Source organism: Thiohalobacter sp. COW1 (assembly GCF_016629505.1).
Classification (GTDB): Bacteria; Pseudomonadota; Gammaproteobacteria; order Thiohalobacterales; family Thiohalobacteraceae; genus Thiohalobacter; species Thiohalobacter thiocyanaticus_A.
The window spans coordinates 2,724,263-2,743,782 of record NZ_AP024239.1; the positions used below are offsets into that span (position 1 = coordinate 2,724,263).

18 protein-coding genes and 1 tRNA gene are annotated in these 19,520 nt (G+C 67.1%); 7 read left to right on the forward strand and 12 right to left on the reverse strand.

Annotated elements, in window-relative coordinates; translation table 11 throughout:
- Positions 1-16: 16 nt before the first annotated feature.
- The 5 genes from mshL to COW1_RS12875 form a co-directional block, all read right to left on the reverse strand.
- Complete coding sequence (gene mshL, locus COW1_RS12855) at positions 17-1,762, reverse strand: pilus (MSHA type) biogenesis protein MshL (protein ID WP_201344413.1); 1,746 nt, start codon at positions 1,760-1,762, stop codon at positions 17-19.
- Between the two features lie 24 nt (positions 1,763-1,786).
- The gene (locus tag COW1_RS12860) at positions 1,787-2,128 is read right to left on the reverse strand and encodes a hypothetical protein (RefSeq protein WP_201344414.1); all 342 of its coding nucleotides are present in this window, start codon (positions 2,126-2,128) and stop codon (positions 1,787-1,789) included.
- A complete protein-coding gene (gene gspM, locus COW1_RS12865) occupies positions 2,125-2,763 on the reverse strand; it encodes a type II secretion system protein GspM (RefSeq protein WP_201344415.1) in 639 nt (212 codons plus the stop codon). The genes COW1_RS12860 and gspM overlap by 4 nt, the downstream gene beginning before the upstream one ends.
- Positions 2,760-3,392, reverse strand: a complete 633-nt coding sequence (locus COW1_RS12870; protein ID WP_201344416.1) for a PilN domain-containing protein — start codon at positions 3,390-3,392, stop codon at positions 2,760-2,762. Before COW1_RS12870 ends, gspM begins: the two co-directional genes overlap by 4 nt.
- A 110-nt stretch (positions 3,393-3,502) precedes the next feature.
- A complete protein-coding gene (locus tag COW1_RS12875) occupies positions 3,503-4,459 on the reverse strand; it encodes a dihydroorotate dehydrogenase (RefSeq protein WP_201344417.1) in 957 nt (318 codons plus the stop codon).
- A gap of 219 nt (positions 4,460-4,678) precedes the next feature.
- Between COW1_RS12875 and trmL the strand changes: the two genes are divergently transcribed.
- Positions 4,679-5,143 (forward strand): tRNA (uridine(34)/cytosine(34)/5-carboxymethylaminomethyluridine(34)-2'-O)-methyltransferase TrmL, encoded by a 465-nt coding sequence (trmL, locus tag COW1_RS12880; protein ID WP_201344418.1) that lies wholly within the window; start codon positions 4,679-4,681, stop codon positions 5,141-5,143.
- On the opposite strand, the gene COW1_RS12885 is transcribed toward trmL, so the two are convergent.
- The 3 genes from COW1_RS12885 to COW1_RS12895 are packed head-to-tail and all read right to left on the reverse strand — an operon-like array spanning position 5,140 to position 8,822.
- The gene (locus COW1_RS12885; protein WP_201344419.1) at positions 5,140-6,663 is read right to left on the reverse strand and encodes a fused MFS/spermidine synthase; all 1,524 of its coding nucleotides are present in this window, start codon (positions 6,661-6,663) and stop codon (positions 5,140-5,142) included. The genes trmL and COW1_RS12885 overlap by 4 nt on opposite strands.
- A 29-nt stretch (positions 6,664-6,692) precedes the next feature.
- Positions 6,693-7,247, reverse strand: a complete 555-nt coding sequence (locus tag COW1_RS12890; RefSeq protein WP_201344420.1) for a SprT-like domain-containing protein — start codon at positions 7,245-7,247, stop codon at positions 6,693-6,695.
- A gap of 51 nt (positions 7,248-7,298) precedes the next feature.
- Complete coding sequence (locus COW1_RS12895; protein ID WP_201344421.1) at positions 7,299-8,822, reverse strand: hypothetical protein; 1,524 nt, start codon at positions 8,820-8,822, stop codon at positions 7,299-7,301.
- 225 nt (positions 8,823-9,047) lie between these two features.
- On the opposite strand from COW1_RS12895, the gene rep reads away from it, so the two are divergent.
- A complete protein-coding gene (gene rep, locus COW1_RS12900; RefSeq protein WP_201344422.1) occupies positions 9,048-11,048 on the forward strand; it encodes a DNA helicase Rep in 2,001 nt (666 codons plus the stop codon).
- Between the two features lie 44 nt (positions 11,049-11,092).
- Positions 11,093-11,803, forward strand: a complete 711-nt coding sequence (locus COW1_RS12905) for a class I SAM-dependent methyltransferase (RefSeq protein ID WP_201344423.1) — start codon at positions 11,093-11,095, stop codon at positions 11,801-11,803.
- A gap of 67 nt (positions 11,804-11,870) precedes the next feature.
- Here COW1_RS12905 and COW1_RS12910 read toward each other — a convergent pair whose 3' ends face one another.
- Positions 11,871-12,653 carry a cytochrome c5 family protein gene (locus COW1_RS12910; RefSeq protein ID WP_201344424.1) on the reverse strand — a complete coding sequence of 261 codons (783 nt, stop codon included), beginning with the start codon at positions 12,651-12,653 and terminating at the stop codon, positions 11,871-11,873.
- Between the two features lie 237 nt (positions 12,654-12,890).
- Here COW1_RS12910 and COW1_RS12915 point away from each other — a divergent pair, with 237 nt between their 5' ends.
- The 3 genes from COW1_RS12915 to COW1_RS12925 all read left to right on the forward strand — a co-directional run bounded on the left by COW1_RS12915 (position 12,891) and on the right by COW1_RS12925 (position 13,691).
- A complete protein-coding gene (locus COW1_RS12915) occupies positions 12,891-13,109 on the forward strand; it encodes a hypothetical protein (RefSeq protein WP_201344425.1) in 219 nt (72 codons plus the stop codon).
- A gap of 18 nt (positions 13,110-13,127) precedes the next feature.
- Positions 13,128-13,364, forward strand: coding sequence for a hypothetical protein (locus COW1_RS12920; protein WP_201344426.1), 237 nt, complete (start codon positions 13,128-13,130; stop codon positions 13,362-13,364).
- Positions 13,365-13,614: 250 nt separating this feature from the next.
- Positions 13,615-13,691, forward strand: a tRNA-Arg gene (locus COW1_RS12925).
- A gap of 113 nt (positions 13,692-13,804) precedes the next feature.
- Here COW1_RS12925 and COW1_RS12930 read toward each other — a convergent pair.
- Positions 13,805-16,912, reverse strand: coding sequence for an efflux RND transporter permease subunit (locus COW1_RS12930; RefSeq protein WP_201344427.1), 3,108 nt, complete (start codon positions 16,910-16,912; stop codon positions 13,805-13,807).
- Positions 16,909-18,006, reverse strand: coding sequence for an efflux RND transporter periplasmic adaptor subunit (locus tag COW1_RS12935; protein WP_201344428.1), 1,098 nt, complete (start codon positions 18,004-18,006; stop codon positions 16,909-16,911). The genes COW1_RS12930 and COW1_RS12935 overlap by 4 nt, the downstream gene beginning before the upstream one ends.
- 279 nt (positions 18,007-18,285) lie before the next feature.
- Here COW1_RS12935 and COW1_RS12940 point away from each other — a divergent pair, with 279 nt between their 5' ends.
- On the forward strand, positions 18,286-18,747 hold the full coding sequence (locus tag COW1_RS12940; RefSeq protein WP_096367429.1) for an RT0821/Lpp0805 family surface protein: 462 nt from the start codon (positions 18,286-18,288) through the stop codon (positions 18,745-18,747).
- A 9-nt stretch (positions 18,748-18,756) separates the two neighbouring features.
- Here COW1_RS12940 and COW1_RS12945 read toward each other — a convergent pair whose 3' ends face one another.
- The gene (locus tag COW1_RS12945; protein WP_201344429.1) at positions 18,757-19,434 is read right to left on the reverse strand and encodes a TetR/AcrR family transcriptional regulator; all 678 of its coding nucleotides are present in this window, start codon (positions 19,432-19,434) and stop codon (positions 18,757-18,759) included.
- Positions 19,435-19,520 lie beyond the last annotated feature (86 nt).

Here is a 19,520-nt window from a genome sequence, read left to right on the forward strand (position 1 = left end):
CTTGCCTGCCCTGTATTCAGTGCTGCGCGGCAGGCCCCGGCGCCTGCATGCGTCCGATGCGTTCGGCCGACTGGCGGACCTGCTCGTTCCAGACCTGACTGTCCCGGCCGGAGGTGACGATGGGCCGTAGCAGGATCACCAACTCGCTCTTGGTCTTGCGTTCGCGCTGGTGCTGGAACAGCTTGCCGAACATGGGCACGTCGCCCAGCCCCGGGGTCTTGGCCACCTCGTTGGTCTGCTGGTCCTTCATCAGACCGCCGATGACCACGATCTGGCCGCTGCGGGCGCGGATGATGGTGTCGGACTCGCGGATGCTGGACAGCGCCAGCGGGATCTCCAGGCTGGTTTCGGTGGAGACATTGATGCTCTTGGTGCGTTCGCTGACCTCGCTGACCGTCGGATGGATGTGCAGGGTGACCTCGTCATCGGCGCTGATCTGCGGGATCACGTCCAGCGCCACCCCGGAGAAGAAGGGTGTGAGCTCGACATTGACCGATTGATTGGTGGTGTTGAGCGTGGTGTTGGTATCGGTCTCCACATCGGTGACGAAGAACTCGTCCGTACCCACCTTGATCACAGCCTTCTGGTTGTTGACCGTGGACACCCGCGGGCTGGACAGCACCTGCACCTTGCCCTGACTCTTGAGCAGTTCGAGGAAGGCGGTGAAATCGTTCATGTTGATGGACAGGAAGTTCATACCGCCGAAGCTGGAGGTCTCGGCCGCGATGATCCCGGCGCCCGGGCTCAGCGTGACCGGTGAACCGGCGAATTCGGATACGCCGTCGGTGATGATGCTGCCGCCGCCGGCCTGGCCGCCGAACACGGTCTGACCCGTCTTCGGCTCGCCCAGTGCGCTCCAGTTGATGCCGGTGCGGAAACCCTCGTTGAGTTCCACCTCGACGATCTTGGCCTCCAGGATGACCTGGCGCTGGACCACGTCCTGCAGCGTGGCCAGGTATTCCTCCACGTCGCGCAGCTCGCCCGGCAGCGCGCGCACCACCAGGATGCCGGCCTGGGCATTGATCACCACCCGGCGGCCCTCCTCCTCGCCGATGAGCATGGTCAGGGCATCCCTGAGTTCGCTCCAGAAATCGGATTCGGAACGGGTGTTGACCTCGCTGCCGGACACCGAGGCGCGGCTGCTGCCGCTGTCGGAACGGCTGCTGCTGGAACCGTTCTCGCCGTCGTCATCACCGCCGCCGGCGGCCTCGCTGACCTGACCCGAACTGACCCGGGTGCGCGAACTGCCGGTGCGCTGGATATTGAGATAGTCCACCTTGAACACCCGCGAGCGCATGCGCGCCGGCATCACCTGGTAGACGTTGCCGTTGCGGCGGTACTCGTAGCCATAGACGTCACGCACTGTCTGCATGACCTCCTCGACGCTGACGTTCTTCAGATCCAGGGTCAGGCTGCCGGCCACGTCAGGATGCACCACCATGTTGTAGGGGCTGTCCTCGACCAGACCGATGAAGAACTGCCGGGCCGGGATCTCGTTGACAGCGATGTCGAAGCGCTGCTCGACCTTGCGGGCCGATGCCGGCAATTCCACCGCGACCGGCGGCAGCAGCGTGTCCTGCACCTGCGGGGGCAGCGCGGGCCCGGCCTCGCGGGGGGCGGTTTCGGATGCGGCCATGGCGGTGTCGATGCTGTCCAGGTTCGGGGCCACGCTGCGGGCATCCTGTTCGGGCAGGTGCTGGCAGCCGGCCGCGCCAAGCGCGGCGACGAGGATCAGGGAGAGTGCGGGGGTCGGAGATTTCATGGTCACGGTCCTTCGCCTGCCCGCTCAGGGGCGCTGTTTTATCCTGCTGGGCTGCAATCGCAGCGTGCTGCGACCACTGGCCGTTTCGATCATGACCGCGCCGTGGCGAATGCGCAGGATGCGCACCCCGCCCAGGCGGTCGCCTTCCGTCACCCGGATGCCGTTGATGACGGCCTCGCGGCGGTTTTCCGTCACCCGGGTCCAGGTCAGTCCTGCATCCGCCATGCCCTGTGCCCCGCGCTGTCCGCGCGGGTTGGGGGCGGTCGGGTCGGCCAGGGCGGAGGCTGTGGCCGGTCCGGCCGCAGCGCTGCCCAGCAGCAGCAGCAGGGCGGCCAGTACCGCAGGCTTGGCAGGGGCTGTCCTCATGAGTGTCCGAGTGTATATAAATTCAGTTTTATCATGGCATTAGGGTGATCCTTCACCTCATACTCCAGGCTGTCCCAGAACAGGGTCCAGGGCAGCTGCTCGACCTGCTGCAGGAAGCGGCGGGTGGCGTCATAGCCGCCTTCCATCTCCAGGGTCAGGTTGTAGCGGCCGACCGCCGGGCCGGTCGCTGCAGCGGTCGGGCCCTTATTGAACAGCGGGGCGCCGGCATGGCTGTGCAGCTGGCGCAGCTGCAGTCCCCGCGTCTGCGCCAGGATGCTTTGCAATAATTGCGCCGCCTGCTGCGGGGCCAGTACCCCGCCCAGCCGCGCCTGCAGCCGGGACTCGCGCTCGGCGAGCTGCGCCTGCAGCGCGGCGATGCGGTCATGGCGTTCCTGTTCCGGAGTGGCGCGGCCGCTGGCCAGATCGCGGGAACGGATCTCCAGCGCAGTCAGGCGTGTCTGCAGGCTTTCCAGTTCGGCCTGGCCCTGATGCAGGGCCTGCCAGGTGGGCTGAATCAGCAGCAGGTAGAGGAGATAGCCCAGGATCAGGCCGGTGGTCAGCAACAGGAAGGCGCGCTCGCGCAGAGACAGCGCATCGATGCGGGCCTGCCAGTTCCTGAAGGTGTCCATGTTCATGAAGTCGGTTCCCTCCGGTCCGCCCGGCGGCTGAGTCGCGTGCTGTCCGCGTGGCGGTTGCTGAGGCTGAAGCGTACGCCCCCGGTCTCGGGCCCGTTGTCGATGCGGACCTGGCTCAGCCCGAGTTCGCCGAGGTGATCGCTGGCGCCGAGCTGTTCCAGGTAGGCGGGGACGCGCTGGGCGTCCCAGGCCCGGCCTTCCAGGGTCGCGCCGCCGTCGGCCAGCAGTTCGATGCGGGTCAGCCACAGGCCGGTTGTCTGCACCCGGGCCAGGCCGGTCAGCAGGGCGGAGAAGCGCCGTTCCGGCGCCTGGAAACTGTCCAGTTCCTCCAGCACCTGATCCAGCAGGCCGCGGCGCTGTTCCAGCTGCGCAATCCGGTTGTCCAGCGTCTCGAGTTCGCTGCCGGCCTGGGCCTGTTCCAGGGCATCGATCTGCTGGTTGAGGCGGACGTGCTGGGTTTCCAGGGCGGCCAGGTTGTGCTCGACCTGGGCCAGCTGCCAGCGCAGCCCGGCATAGATCCCGAGCAGCACCAGGACGGTGATGCCGAGCAGCTGCAACAGGGTCAGCGCCGAGAAGACCTTCTTCTCGTGACGGAAGACCGGTTGATAGAGGTTGATTTGTTGATACATGTCACAGATATCGGACGCAGCGCGCCGCGCTTTATAGTGCGGCGCGGGTTTTTTTCCAGCCTGTGCCGGAAGTTACGTCGATATCTTGACGCGGGAAGGGAGGCGGCGGGTCAGCAGGCCGTCGCGCCGTTGAGGACGAGGGTATCGGTCAGCTGACTCACCGAGGCCAGTTCGTGCCGGTCGAGATAGTCGAGAATGCCCCGGTTGATGCGCTGGCAGATCAGCGGATCGTAGAAGAGCGCGGTGCCCACGCCCACGGCGCTGGCGCCGGCAATGAGGAACTCGAGGGCATCCTCGGGCGTGGTCACCCCGCCCTGGCCGATGATGGGAATGCCGTGGGCGCGGCAGACCTGGGCGACCTGGTGCACCTTGAGCAGGGCGATGGGCTTGATGGCCGGGCCCGACAGGCCGCCCTGGTTGTTGCCGATCACCGGGGTGCGGCTGTCGATGTCGATGGCCATGCCCATCAGCGTGTTGATCACGGCGAAGGCATCCGAGCCGGCCTCGATGCAGCGCCGGGCGTTCTCGGCGATGTCGGTCTGGTTGGGCGAGAGCTTGGTGATCAGCGGCTTGTCGGTCACGGCGCGACAGGTCTCGACCACGCGCGCGGACATGTCCGGGTCGTTGCCGAAGGCCACCCCGCCCTCCTTCACGTTGGGACAGGAGATGTTGATCTCGATGGCGTCGATGGGCGAGTCGTCGAAGCGCCGGGTGACCGCCTCGTACTCCTCCAGGGTGGAGCCGGAGACATTGGCGATGAAGCGGGTCTCGTCGAAATCCAGGGTGGGCAGGATCTCGTCGACCACCTTGTCCACGCCCGGGTTCTGCAACCCGATGGCATTGAGCATGCCGGCCGGGGTTTCGTAGACCCGGTGCGGCGGGTTGCCCAGCCGCGCCGCACCGGTGGTGCCCTTGAGGCAGATCGCTCCCACGTCGCGGTTGGAGAAGCCGGCCACCCGGGTGTACTCCTCGCCGAAGCCCACGCAACCCGACAGCAGCACCAGCGGGCTGCTGAAGTGCAGGCCGCAGAAGTCGATGGCCAGTTTGTCGGATAGCGTGTCTGTCATAGTTCACTTGTCTTGGACGTCACGGGCACGTCATTGCGAGCGTAGCGTGGCAATCTCATAATGCAGCATCTAACGGTGGGAGATTATTCGCCACGCTCACCCCTTCGGGGCCGCCCTGCGGGCGTTCTGCGCTCGTAAACTCGCTTGTGCCGCGGTGCTGCGCGCCTCGCAATGACGAGTCTGTTGCATTGCGCGTGCTGCGACGCCAATACTCAATATATGCTGCACGTTGTCCTGTACCAGCCGGAGATCCCGCCCAACACCGGCAATATCATACGCCTTTGCGCCAACACTGGCAGCCGCCTGCACCTGGTGGAGCCGTTGGGGTTCGACTGGGACGACCGCCGGCTGCGCCGGGCCGGGCTGGATTATCGCGAATTCGCCGAGGTGACGCTGCACGCGGATCTCGACCGCTGCCTGCAGGCACTGCCCGACACGCGCCTGTTCGCCTTCTCCACCCGCGGTCGGACGCGCCACACCGAGGCCGGCTTCCGCGCCGGTGATGCGCTGCTGTTCGGCCCCGAGACCCGCGGCCTGCCCGCCTCGGTGCTCGATGCCCTGCCGGCGGAGCGGGTCCTGCGCCTGCCCATGCGCCCGGACAGCCGCAGTCTCAATCTGGCCAATACCGTGGCCGTGGCCGTATTCGAGGCCTGGCGTCAGCTGGGTTTCGAAGGGGGCGTCTAGCGACCCAGGTCGCCGAGGAAGAAGTTCGATACCAGCCGTTCCACGGGCACGAAATCATCGCTCAGCAGGGGCAGCTGTGCCAGCGGCGTGCCGGTCTGGCGCAGGGGTTCGGTGATGCGCATCCAGCGACGTTCCAGCCCGTGGCGGGCAGCGAGTACCGGCGGCGGCGCCGGGCCGTTGCCGGCCGAAATGACCAACGCCAAGCGCATCGGCTCGGCCGGAATCTGATCCAGCCAGACGTCCACGTGAGTGAATTCCGTGGCCAGCGTCTTCATGATGCTCTTGACCAGGCGCGAGTCCGGGAAGCTGTCCACCACATTGAGCAGGTACAGCCCGTCGGGTGCCAGCCGGGTACGTACCAGCCGGGCGAACTCACGGGTGACCAGATGATAGGGCACCGAGATGTCATGAAAGGCATCCCCGACGATGACATCGAAGTTCGCTGGGGGCTGCCGCTGGAGGGCAATGCGGGCATCGGCATGGAGCAGCCGCATGCCGGTCGTGTCCAGAAACAGCTGCTGCTCGCTGGTCCGGGTCACCAGGGGATCGAGTTCGGCCACCGTTACGTCGGCCGCCGGGCTGCGTGCGCGCACGGCGCGCGGCAGGGTATAGGCGCCGCCGCCGATGAAGAACCAGCGCAGGCTTTCGCTGCGTTCCGGCGTAAAGTGCGCCAGCACCAGCTCATCCATCAGGTGGACATAGGGAGCCAGCAGCAGGTCGGGTCGGGTCGCGTGATTGGTGCCATGCATCAGGTGGTCGAGGACCAGGCTGCGGGTGGTGCCGTAGGGATGATCGCCGCTGTCATCGATCACGCGGATGCAGAAGTAGTTGCTTTCGTTGTCGCAGGGATTGGCGAAGCCGTCCAGCCGGTAGGTCAGCAGGGTCAGCACCAGCCCGGCCGCGAGCATGGCCGGCAGTGCCGGCCGTGCGGCGTGACGCAGGAAAGGCGCTGCCAGCAGGAACAGACCGATGGCGGTGGCGATGATGACACCACGGGTGCCGAAGTACTGGATCAGCCAGTACCCGGTGACGAAAGTGCCGAGGATGCTGCCCAGTGCGGCCAGGGCATGCATGCGGCCGACGATGTGACCGGTACGCCGGTCGTATTTCAGCGCCAGGGTGGTGAGCAGGGGGGTGACGATGCCGAGCAGCACGCCCGGAATGAAGAACAGGGCCAGGACATAGAGGAAGCTTGCGCTCAGCAGCGACAGTTCCCGGGCCTCGATCAGCGGTGCGATCAGTGTCAGCAGAAACAGGATGCCGAGGCTGAACAGGCCGCCCAGCGCCAGCGTGATGCCGGCTGCCGTCTCACCGGCGCCGCGATCCGCGAGGATGCCGCCCAGCCAGTTGCCCAGCGACAGGCCGGCCAGTATCACGCCGATGATGGAGGTCCAGGTGTAGAGCGATACGCCCACATAGGGTGCGATGAGCCGCCCTGCGACGATTTCCAGTACCAGCAGGAAGGCGGAACTGAGAAAGACGGCGGTGCCGTACCAGCTGATGCGCAGTCGCTCCGACATATATGGCTCCCGGGCCGGACGGATGCCGTTTATGATAAACCAATCGGCGCGGGGTCGTGACAGTATTCGAGCGATTCACCGCAACGCCGGCAGCGATACTGCACGCCGGCGCGGGCGCGGTTATGGCGGGTGGTGCTGAGTGCATGGCGGCGGCAGCCGCAGCGATAGGCATGGCGCCGCTGCCGGCGCACCGGCACGCCGTCCAGCGCATAGTCGCCGGTGGCCCGCGGCGTCACGCCGAAGGCGCGCATGAGTGCCCGCCATTCCCGGCCATGCGGTGCCGTCCGGCCGAAACGCTCCCAGACCAGGTAGTGGGCGACCTCGTGCGGCACCGTCTCGCGCAGGTGGCCGGCAAGGTCGAGCGCGAACACCCAGGGGTTGTAGCGGATGCAGGCCCGGCCGCCCCGAACCCGGAACTGCCCCGCCGCCCGGCCCCGCAGGTCGAAGTCGATCGCCGGCAGCGGGGCGCTGCGTTCCAGCAGCCGGTTGCCGCGGCCCAGGTACAGGCGCGTCTGCTCCCGCACCTGCTGCTGCTGCAGCGGCGTGATGGGGGCGACGGTCGTGCGGAAGGCGGAGGCGGTCATCGTCCGTGAACGATGCGGCGCCGGCGCGCGGCAGTCAAGCCGCGGCCCGGTTCAGCTGACCCGCCGGCGGATGGTCTGCCCTTCATGGGCGGGAAAGCGGGTGATATTGCCGCGGCGGTTGCGGAACTCGGAGATCAGCCGGCAGGCAGGGACGACATAGCGTTTGTCCATCTCCATGGCCTGTTCCAGCAGCCCGATGCCGCGCTCCTCTCCCAGGCCGGTGAAATACTTGCCGGCGCCGAACACAATGCGGGCGTCATCCGGATTCCGGGCCAGGATCTGCTCGTAGGCGTCGCAGGCCTCCTGGCTCGTACCGTAGCGTTTGACCAGCGCGGCGAACTCCATCGCCTGCCGGCCGCGCAGGCCATCGCTGCCGGCCTCGGCTCTGAGCGCCTCCAGACGCTCGCGTTCGGCGCAGCTTTTCTGGTGACGCAGTTGCCAGGCATCCCGTTCGCGCGCCTGCCAGGCGGCATCGACGCGTTCCAGCAGCCCCGCGTAGGCATCCTCCAGCAGTGCCTCGGCCGCGGGCGGCGCGGGCAGCCCGGGGAACTGCGCCTCGCCGGCGGCGATGGCCTGCAGGCGTTGCTTGAGGCACGGCATGCTCTCGCTGCCGCTGCCGCGGGCCCAGGCCTCGCGCAGCCAGCGCCGGGCCTCGTCGGTCTCCAGCCGCCGCGGCAGCAGCACGCCGAGGTTGCGGTAGGGGTTGATGGTGGGCTCGGGGGCCTTGTCGGCGATGTGATGCACGCTGGGCCAGTAATCCTGTTCCAGGAACCGACCCATAACGCTTTGCATGACCATCCACTCGGCGGTGTCCTCGTAGCCCAGGGTACGCAGGGCATGGCGGTCACGCGCATGCTGCTGGGCCGGCATCAGGGGCGAGGTGAAGCGGTGAAACAGCCGGGTATAGCGGTCGAAGAAGCGCCCGATCAGCAGCCGGGCCGGACCGCTGCCGGCGCAGAAATGATTGCGGTACTGAACCCAGAGCTGGCGCAGCTGGGTGATCCAGCTGCCGAGCTGCATGCGCTGGCGCGACAGTTCGCCCAGTTGGGAGGCGATCCAGGCCTTGAGCTGGGCCTCGCTCAGGCATTGCAGCGCCGGCATGCCGATCAGCAGCGTGTGGGTCATGACCAGGGGAAAGCCGCTGACCGGCGTGCGCAGCAGGCGCACGTCGAACTCACCGGTGATGCGGATCTCGTGCACTGTGGCACCCTGCAGTTCATGGCGCACGGATTCAACCAGTGCGTGCAGCCTCGGGGCCTCGCTCAGGCTGACCACCTCGCCTTCCGGCCGCGCGAAACGGGCGCGGCCCAGCACCAGGGTGCCGCTCAGGCCGAGTGCGAGCAGGGCATGATCGAGGTAGCCCCAGGGGGTCTCGGGCAGCAGCCCGTTGGCGGCCAGGCGCAGCCCGGCGATCAGAACCAGCAGCGGGAAGGCGACCAGCCAGGCATAGCCGGCCAGCGCCAGCCCGGCGGCGGCAGCGCGGTAGCGCAGGGGGTGCTCGGCATGCCAGCGCCCGGGCAGCTGCTGCCAGGAATCGCGCAGGGACTGTATTCGATCGGTAACGGATTCCAGCATGGGGCGGCCTCAATACGATTACGGGATGCTCACCCCATCGGCACGGCAGGACCGGCCTTGTGCGGCCTCCTTCACAACTCCGGGAGACAGTGCCCGCGAGCCGGGCGGAATTGCCACACGGATCACAAAACCCATCGCAATCCGGTACCTGCAATCACGATTTATGGTCCCGGCGAAAGCGGGTAGAATGCCGGTTCATTCACTACCGTGCAGCGCATCCCATCCGTGGCAGATCTCAATCCCCAGCAGCGTGCCGCCATGCGGCATGTCGACGGCCCCCTGCTGGTCCTGGCCGGCGCCGGCAGCGGCAAGACCCGTGTCATCACCTGCAAGATCGCCCACCTGATCGAGGATCATGCCCTGTCGCCGCGTTACATCACCGCCGTGACCTTCACCAACAAGGCCGCCCGGGAGATGCGCGAGCGCGTCGGCCGGATCCTGAGCCGCGGCCAGGGCCGCGGCCTGTCCATCTCGACCTTTCATACGCTGGGCCTGAACATCCTCAAGCGCGAGCACAGGCGCCTGGGCTTCAAGGCCAGTTTCAGCATCCTGGATGCGGCCGACAGCGCCCACCTGATTCGAGAACTGATCGGCAAGTCACGCCTGGCGCTGGATCCGGACGCCGCGCGCTGGCAGATCTCGGATTGGAAGAACGACCTGATCTATCCGCAGCAGGCGGTGGAACAGGCCGCGGATGACCGCGCCATGGCCTGCGCCCAGCTCTATGCCCAGTATCAGCGCAGCCTGAAGGCCTACAACGCCTTCGATTTCGATGACCTGATCCTGCAGCCGGTGCGTCTGTTCCAGTCCGACATGGAGGCGCGCGAGCACTGGCAGGGTAGGATCCGCCATCTCCTGGTGGACGAATACCAGGACACCAACGGCGCCCAGTACGAACTGGTCCGGCAGCTGGTCGGGCGGTTGGGATTTTTCACCGCCGTGGGCGACGACGATCAGTCCATCTATACCTGGCGCGGCGCCCGACCCGAGAACCTGGCGCGGCTGAAGGAGGATTATCCGCGGCTGAAGGTGATCAAGCTGGAGCAGAACTACCGTTCCAGCGGCTGCATCCTCAAGTGCGCCAACACGCTCATCGGCAACAATCCGCACCTGTTCGAGAAGAAGCTCTGGAGCGCGCTGGGCTACGGCGAGCCGCTGCGCATCATCGGCTGCCGCGACCCCGACCACGAGGCCGAACGCGTGGTGTCCGAGATCCTGCACGCCAAGTTCACCCATGGCGCGCGCGACGGCGATTTCGCCATCCTCTACCGCGGCAACCACCAGTCGCGCCCGTTCGAGAAGGCGCTGCGCGAGCACCGCATCCCCTATCATCTGAGCGGCGGCATGTCCTTCTTCGAGTACAGCGAGATCAAGGATCTGGTCGCCTACCTGCGGTTGCTGGTCAACGAGGACGATGACCGCGCCTTCCTGCGCGTGGTCAACACCCCGCGGCGAGAGATCGGCACTACCACGCTGGAAAAGCTCGGCGAGTACGCCAGCGACCGCGGTGTCAGCCTGTTGTGCGCCTGCTACGAACTGGGACTGGCGCAGCACCTGAACAGCCGGGCGGTGAAGAAGCTGCAGGAGTTCGCCAACTGGGTGGTGAGTATTGCCGAGATGGCGAAGGGCGGTGATCCCATCGAGGTGTTCCGTCAGCTGCTGAGCGACATCGATTACGCCGGCTGGCTGCAGGCGCAGGCGAAGGATCCGGACGAGGCCGACCGGCGCTGGGCCAACGTCGAGGAACTGGTGAGCTGGATGCAGCATGCGCAGCGGCAGCTCGACGGCGATGTCACCCTCGGCGACATCGTCGGCCGCATGAGTCTGATGGACATCCTGGACCGCAACCAGGACGATGCCGGCGGCGACATGGTGCACCTGATGACGCTGCACGCAGCCAAGGGCCTGGAGTTCCCGCATGTCTACCTGGTCGGCATGGAAGAGGAGATCCTGCCGCATCGCACCAGCCTGGAAGAGGACAGCCTGGAGGAGGAGCGCCGGCTCGCCTACGTCGGCATCACCCGGGCGCAGAAAACGCTGACCTGCACCTTCGCCCGCAAGCGCAAGCGCGCCGGTGAATGGCTCAGCACCGAGCCGAGCCGTTTCCTGGAGGAACTGCCGGCCGACGATATCGTCTGGGTGGACCGACGGACCGAGGTCGACCCCGAGGCGCGCCAGGAGCGCGGCAAGGCGCATCTGGCCAATCTGAAATCGATGCTGTCCTGAGCAGCTGTTCCGCCGTCCGAGAAGGGAGCGCCATGTCAGTAACCATGCATATACATAATCCCGAACCGGGGCTGGTGGTGGATGAATTCGATGTCTACACCGAACTGCTGCCGCTGGATGGCGCCGGGATCATCGAACTTGGCTGCGGTGCCGCGCAGCACACCCGCGCCATTGCGGGAACCGGACGCCCAGGGTCCATCCTGGCCTGCGAAGTCGATACGGTGCAGCACGAGAAGAATCTCGCCATTGACGACCTGCCGGGTGTGACCTTCGTCCATGCCGGGGCCGAGGCCATCCCGGCAGAAGATGCCAGTGCCGACATCGTGATGATGTTCAAATCCCTGCACCACGTGCCGGTCGAGCTCATGGACACGGCCATGGGCGAGATTGCCAGGGTGCTGCGTCCGGGGGGTATGGCCTACATCTCCGAGCCGGTCTACGCGGGGGATTTCAACGAGGTGCTGCGCCTGTTCCATGATGAGCGCGAGGTGCGCGAGGCGGCCTTTGCCGCGGTGCGGCAGGCGGTGGAGACCGGTCTGCTGGAACTGGCCGGCCAGCACTTCTTCCAGACCCGGATGGCGTTTGCCGATTTCGCCGACTTCGAGCAGCGGGTGCTGAACGTTACCCATACCCGGCATGAACTCGCGCCCGAACTTCATGAAACAGTCCGCAGGACGTTCGAGCAGCATCAGGGCCCCGAGGGCGCGCGCTTCCTCATGCCCATCCGGGTGGATCTGCTGCGCCGGCCGGGCTGAACCCGGGCATGAAAAAACCCCGCCGCGGTCACCCGGGCGGGGTTTTTTTCATGCCCGATGCGCAGGCTTACTGGCTTTCGGCCACCATGTGCTCGACCACGGCGCGCATTTCGGCCTCGGAGCAGTCCATGCAGGTGCCCATGGGCGGCATGGCGTTGAAGCCTTCGACGGCATGCTTGACCAGGGTGTCCATGCCCTTGTCGATGCGCGGGGCCCAGGCGTCGGCCTTGCCCAGCACCGGGGCGCCGGCCGCGCCGGTGCCGTGGCAGGCGAAGCACTTGCTCTGATAGATCTCCTTGGCGCGCGCCACGTCGACGCCGCCGCTTTCGGCTGCTGCAGCCTTCGCCGGGGCGGCGGTTTCGGACGCGGGTGCGGATGCGGCAGTACCGGCCTCGGCCTCGATGCCGCTTTCGTTGAGCATGAAGGCGATCGCGCCGCGCAGCTCGTCCTCGGAGCAGTCGGCGCAGGTGCCCTTGGGCGGCATGGCGTTCAGGCCGTTGGTGGCCGTTTCCAGCAGGCCGTCGAGGCCCTTCCCGGCGCGCGGCGCCCAGGCGGCGTTGTCGCCGGTCTTGGGCGCGCCGGCAACACCACTGCCGTGGCAGGCGATGCAGAAGTTGTTGTAGATGTCGCTGCCGCTGCGGGCGGCACCGCCGCCGGTCTCGGCCGCCGCGTCCGCCTCGCCGGCGGCCGACTTGCCGGCGACCTTGACCGTTCCGACGGGGGCGATCTGGGCTTCGATGTTCTCCGCCTGCATGGGATCGTCAGCGGCCTGGACGCCGGCGGCCAGGAACAGCCCCAGCAGCAGGGTACTGCCGAGGCGTGTGAAATTCGCGCATGTCACCTTATACATCGGTTCCTCTCCATCGTGAGTCAAATCCGTGCCGATTCCGGCTCAAGGCGCGTGAGTATAACGAGAAAGGCCCATGGCGGAAAACTGCCCTGCCCAGTCCATGACGGTTCAAGTCAGGGCCGGGTCCGCCGCTACCCCCTTCAGGAAGGACTCCAGGCCCGCCCAGGGATGCGTGCAGGCCGCCGGAGCGGAACCGGGTTCATCGGGATTCCCATCATTAACAGTGGCTTGCACAAGATGAACATACAACCGGTTGCAGTCCCGTTGCCGTCGATCACCTCGGAACCGCTGCGCCCGCCTCAGGCCAGACCCGCCCAGGAAAGCGCGCGGCCGGTCCAGCCCGCTCAGCACGGCGAGGCGGCCAGCGAGCAGTCGCAGCAGCGTGACCCGGCACATGCACAAGGCACGGACCGTCCGGAAGGGACCCGGGGCGGTATGCTGGACGTATTCGCCTGAGATTGCAGGAGTGAGGCAATGAAGATCGACAACGCCATGCAACTCGCCCTGCTGGGGTTGAACCGCAGCCTGGCCGGGGTGCGCGACACCGCCGGACAAATCGCCGGCACCGGGCAGTTGCAGGCCGAATCGCCCGCCGGGCTGGCCGGCGCCCTGGTGGAACTCAAGACTTACGAGTTGCAGGGACAGGCGTCGGCGCAAGTGGTCAAGACGGTCGACGAGATGATCGGCAGTCTGTTCGACGATAAGGCCTGATCAACTGACAGCAACATGGACCCAGGGCGTGCGGGGCAGTAAACTATACCGTTAACGCGCCCGTAGCTCAGCTGGGTGAGCCGCGATTCGCGCAGCGAAGGCAAGGCCATTTAACATGGCCTTGCCAGAGGCGAACGCCCGGACGCCTGCGTTCGGGCCGGGGAAGCGGCGCAGCCGCGCGAGCGCCGCCCGTATCGCCCGCAAGGGCGATCAGGACTCCCCACATACATGATAAACTACCACTCGTTTAGCGCCCGTAGCTCAGCTGGATAGAGCGCCACCCTCCGGAGGTGGAAGTCAGGGGTTCGAATCCCTTCGGGCGCGCCAATTCCATTGCCGCACCCTCGCGATTCCCGGCCCCTGCGGGGCGTTCGCCGGGCTGCGTTCGTCCCCCCGGACGAACGGTCCCGCCTCACCCCTTCGGGCGCGCCAATTCCCACTCATTTCTCTTCCTTCGCCAGTTCCGCCTCCAGCCGCCGCTGCACCCGCTGCGGGGAGCCGGTGCGCCGGGCCAGGCGGTCGTAGGCCACCGGCACCACGAACAGGGTGAACAGGGTCGCCGACAGGATGCCGGCCATGATGACGGTGCCGATCACGGTGCGGGTCTCGCTGCCGGCACCGCTGGACAGCAGCAGCGGCAGTGAGCCGGCGGCGGTGGTGATGCCGGTCATGATGATCGGGCGCAGGCGGGTGTCGGCGGCCTCCACCAGCGCCTCGCGGAAGGGTTGGCCGGCGTCGCGCAGCTGGTTGGCGAATTCCACGATCAGGATGCCGTTCTTGGCCGCCAGACCCACCAGCATGATCAGGCCGATCTGGCTGTAGAGGTTGAGCGTCTGGCCGGAGAAGTAGAGCCCCAGCAGGGCGCCGACCATGGCCAACGGCACGGTGAAGATGATCACCAGCGGATGGACCCAGCTCTCGAACTGGGCGGCCAGCACCAGGAACACCACCGCGATGCCGAGGATGAAGGCGAACAGGATGGAGTCGCCGGCGAACTTGTAGTCGCGCGACTGGCCCTTGTAGTCGATGATGACGCTGCCCGGCAGGTGCTCGCGCGCCATGGCCTCGAGCCGGTCAAGCACCTGGCCCAGCGCCGCGCCCTCGGCCAGGTTCGCCTCCAGGGTGATGGAGCGCACCCGGTTGTAGCGGTTGAGACTGAGCGAGTCGGCGAACTCCTCCAGCTGCACCAGGTTGGCGAGCGGAATCAGACGGCCGCTGCGTTCGGAGCGCACATAGATGTTATCCATGTCGTTCGGGGTGCGTTGGCTCTCGCGCTCGCCCTCGATGATGACATCGTATTCCTGGCCGGCGTCGATATAGGTCGTCACCCGGCGCGAGCCCAGCATGGACTCCAGGGTGCGGCCGATGCTGCCTACGGTCACGCCCAGTTCGGCGGCGCGGTCGTAGTCGATCACCACTCGCAGCTGCGGCTTGGTCTCCTTGTAGTCCCAGTCGAGACCCACCAAGCCGGGATTGTCGGCCTCGATTCTCTCCACCAGGATGTCGCGCCATTCGGCCAGTTCCGCATAGGTGCCGCCGCCGATGACGAACTGCACCGGCTTCTGCACCCGCGCCCCGAAGCCCTGGCGCATGACCGGGAACACCCGCACCCCGGGCAGGTCCGACAGCCGCTGGCGGGCGTCGTCCATGATGTCCCAGGCCGAGCGGCGCTGCGACCAGTCGCTGAGCACATTGATGGCGATGCCGGTGTTGAAGATCTCGAAGTTGCCGAAGGCGCGCGGGGCGCGCACCAGCAGGCGGCTGATCTCGCCGGCCTCGACCAGCGGCATCATGCGCCGTTCGATCTCGGTCATGTAGGTCGAGATGTAATCATAGGAGGCGCCCTCCGGTCCGGAGACCATGAGGTAGAACACGCCCCGGTCCTCCCTGGGGGCGTACTCGTCCGGGATCCGCTCCAGCAGCCACAATGAACTGCCGAGGATGCCGGCGAAGACCAGCCCCACCACCCAGGCGTGATTGAGCGCGCCCTGCAGCAGGGCGTGATAGCCGCGCCGCACCCGGTCGAAGGCGCGGTCCACGGCATGCGCCAGGCGTGCCCGACTGCCGGATTCAGGCAGCAGCTTGGAGGCCAGCATGGCCGAGAGGGTGAGTGCGACGAAGCTGGAGAAGGCCACCGCCGCGGCCATGGTCAGGGCGAACTCGGAGAACAGCCGGCCGATGTCGCCGCGCAGGAAGGCGATGGGGACGAACACCGAGATCAGCACGATGGTGGTGGCGATGACCGCGAAGCCGACCTGGCGGGTGCCGCGAAAGGCCGCCACCAGGCGCGACTCGCCGTACTGCTCGATGCGCCGGTGGATGTTCTCGATCACCACGATGGCGTCGTCGACCACCAGGCCGATGGCCAGCACCAGTGCCAGCAGGGTGAAGATGTTGATGGAGAAGTCCAGCGCCAGCAGCACCATGAAGGTGGCCACCAGCGACACCGGTACCGTGACCGCCGGCACCAGCATGGCCCGCGCACTGCCCAGGAACAGGTAGATCACCCCGATCACCATGCCGATGGCGATGAACAGGGTCTTGTAGACCTCGTTGATGGCGCCGGAGACGAACACCGAACTGTCATAGCTCTGCTTGAGTGCCAGCCCCTCGGGCAGGCCGGCGTTGATGCGCGCCATCTCGGCCTTGGCCGCCTCGGCCACGGCCAGGGTGTTGGCGGTGGACTGCTTGATGATACCCACGCCCACCATGGGCACGCCGTTGCCGCGGAAGAACAGCCGGTCCTCGACCGTGCCGCGCTCGACCCGGGCCACATCGCCCAGCCGCACCAGGTGGCCGTCGCTGCCGCGGGACAGCACCAGGCGCTGGAACTCCTCGGCGGTGCGGAAGCTGCGCTCGGTGCGTACGGTGAACTGGCGCAGGGCGGAATCCAGGCTGCCGGCCGGCAGTTCCAGGTTCTCGGCGCGCAGCGCGGCCTCGACGTCGGCGACAGTCAGGTCGCGCGCGGCAAGCGCTTGACGATCGAGCCAGATGCGCATGGCATAGCTCTGGCCGCCGCCGACCCGCACCCGCGCCACGCCGTCCAGGGCCGAGAAGCGGTCCAGCAGGTAGCGCTCGGCGTAGTCGGTCAGCTCCGGCACGCTCATGCCCTCGCCGGCGAGGTTCAGCCACATGATGACGTCTTCGTTGCTGTCGACCTTCTGGATCTCCGGCGGGTCGGCCTCCTCGGGCAGGTCGTCGAGCACGCCCGAGACCCGGTCGCGCACGTCGTTGGCGGCGGCGTCGATGTCGCGGTCGGTGCTGAACTCGATGTTGATCACCGAGCGGCCATCCTCGCTGGTCGACTGGATGAAGCGGATGCCCTCCACGCCCGAGATGCGGTCCTCTATCAGTTCGGTGATGCGGTTTTCCACCACGTTGGCCGCCGCACCCGGGTAGAGGGTCTCGACCGAGACCACCGGCGGATCGATGTCGGGATATTCGCGCAAGGGCAGGCGGTCGAAGGACATCAGCCCGAAGGCGATGAGCAGCAGCGACAGCACCGAGGCCAGGACCGGCCGGGTGATGGAGAGATCGGACAGGATCATCCGTCGCTGCCGTCCGAGTCCAGCGACTGCAGCAGCTGCGCCAGCGGTCGGCTGCCGTCGTCCACGGCGCCGATGCGCACCGGCTGGCCCGGACGTGCCTTCTGGGTGCCGTGGGTGATGACGGCATCACCCGGCGCCAGGCCGGAGTTGATCTCCACCCGCCCCGGCCGGCGGGCGCCGATGCCGACCTCCTGGCGCACTACTTTGTTGTTATCATTGCGGTCCACGCGTTGCACGAACTGGCGCTCGCCCTGCGGCATCAGCGCCTCTTCCGGAATGAACAGGGCCCGGCGATCGGGCCGGCGTATCTCGACCTGCATCAGCAGCCCGGGCTTGAGCCGGTGTCCGGGGTTGGGCAGCAGGGCGCGGACCCGCACGGCGCGGGTGGTCGGATCGATCCGGCTGTCCACCGCCTTGATCTCGCCGGTGAAGGTCTCGCCGGGCCAGGCCGGGCTGGTGGCCTCGATCGCCAGCCCCGGCCTCACCGCGGCCAGGAAGGTCGCGGGGACGGTGAACTCCAGCTTCATCACCGCGTCGTCATCCAGGGTGACAAGCGGATCGCCGGGGGTGACCAGGTCGCCGACGCTGATGTCGCGCAGCCCCAGCACGCCGGCGAACGGCGCCCGGATCATCCGATCAGCGAGGCGCGATTCGATGGCGGTGACCCGCGCGCGGGCGGTTTCCCATTCCCGCCGGCGTTCGTCGAGCAGGGAGCGGGAGGCCTTGTCCTGCGCTTCGAGCGATTCCACCCGCCGGTACTGGCGGTGAGCCTCCTCCAGGGTGGCACGGGCCTCGGCCAGCTGGGCCTGCTCCTCGCCGCGCTCGAGTTCGACCAGCAGCTGGCCGGCCTCGACCCGGTCGCCGTCGTCGAAGTGGAGGGCGCGGATGGTCTCGGTCACCGTTGCCGTGAGCACCACCGATTCATTGGCGCGCAGGGTGCCGAGCGCCTCGATGGCTTCGCTGAAGCCTTCCTCGCGGGCCTCGGCCACGATCACGACCGGACCGGCAGGCTCCTCGGCGCGCAGTGCGGCCGCCAGTGACAGGCACAGACCGCCGAGCAGGATCAGGGCCGAAAGCGGATGATGCGGTTTCATGAGACTCCCGGGTACGCAGGTCAGGGTAGGGTTATGACGTGCGGCAGCGTCGAATCAGTCCCTGGCAGACCCGGCGCTTCGGCGCGACAACAATGGACCGCGCAGGCGATCAGAACAATGACAGCGGCCAGGCGGGATAGTTCAGCCGGGTCCGACGCCCGGGGTCCGGGTTTGATCCGCATCAACCTGTCTGCAATGAATCGCTGCCGGGCGTTTCAACACCTCGCGGCTCGGCTATGCTTGAGCAATCGAAACGGATGAATTGCGGAGATGAAGGCGATGAGCAAGGGCTATTTCACAGCGTTGGTACTGGCCGCCACGCTCGGGGTGGGCGGCTGCGCCACCTACCAGGGGCCGCAGGAACAGGCGGGGATGGTGATCGGCGGTATCCTCGGCGGTGTGCTGGGCTCGGAGGTCGGCGGCGGGCGCGGCCGTACCGCGGCCATCATTGCCGGTACCCTGGCGGGCGCGGCCATCGGCGGCGCGATTGGCCAGTCCATGGACGAGGTCGACCGCATGAAGACCGCCGGCACCCTGGAGACGGTGCGTACCGGCGTGACCTCCACCTGGCAGAACCCGGATACCGGCTATCAGTATGCGGTCACACCCACCCGCACCTACGAGACCAGCAGCGGTCCCTGCCGGGAGTACACCATCGATGCGCAGATCGGCGGCCGTACCGAGCAGGTCTACGGCACGGCCTGCCGCCAGCCCGACGGCAGCTGGAAGGTGGTCGAATAGGCGTCCGGCTCAGGCGTTCGTCCCGCTCCGGGTCAGTTCCCGGATGCCGGCCCACAGCAGCTGCAGCTGCTGGCGGAACTGGCCGCCGATGGCGCCGGGCTGGGCCTGCTTAAAGATCAGGATCACGCCGTAGAACTGGGCGATCAAGGCTGCCATCACCACCGGCACGGGCGTGTTGGCCGGCAGTTCGCCGCGCTCGATCGCGCGCGTGAGTTGCTGTGCCAGCAGGCCGTCCAGGCGCTGCTCGGCCAGCGTCTCGATGCCTGCGCAGTCGGGAAAGCCGAGGCGTTTTTCCGCCTGAGTGAGCGGCTCCTCCTCGCGTTTCTCCCGTTGCTGCGCCTGCCAGGCGATCCACTCGCCCCAGGCCTGGGGCTCGGCCTGAACTCGCCTGGCCGCGGCCTGGAACACCGCCTCGATCGCGGCCAGCCCGGGCTTTTCCGCCGCGGCCTGGCTGGCATGCCATTGCAGTTCCAGGGTCCAGAGCCGGCCCAGGTAGGCCAGCAGGTCGGTCTTGCGGGGAAAGTAATTGAAAAAGGTCGCCTCGGAGATCTCTATCTCGGCGCACAGGTCGCGCACCGCCACCTCGTCCAGGCTGTGGCGCGCCAGTTGGACGGCCAGGGCCCGGGCCAGGTTCAGGCGGGTGCGGGCCGCCTTGCGTTCTCGCAGTGGGATGTCGTTGGTCGCCATGACGTCAGTTCCCTGAGCAGGATGCAGGCCGGAACAAGGCCATATGACCGTTTCCGGCATCTGCGGTCTGGTAGAGTTCTCTATAG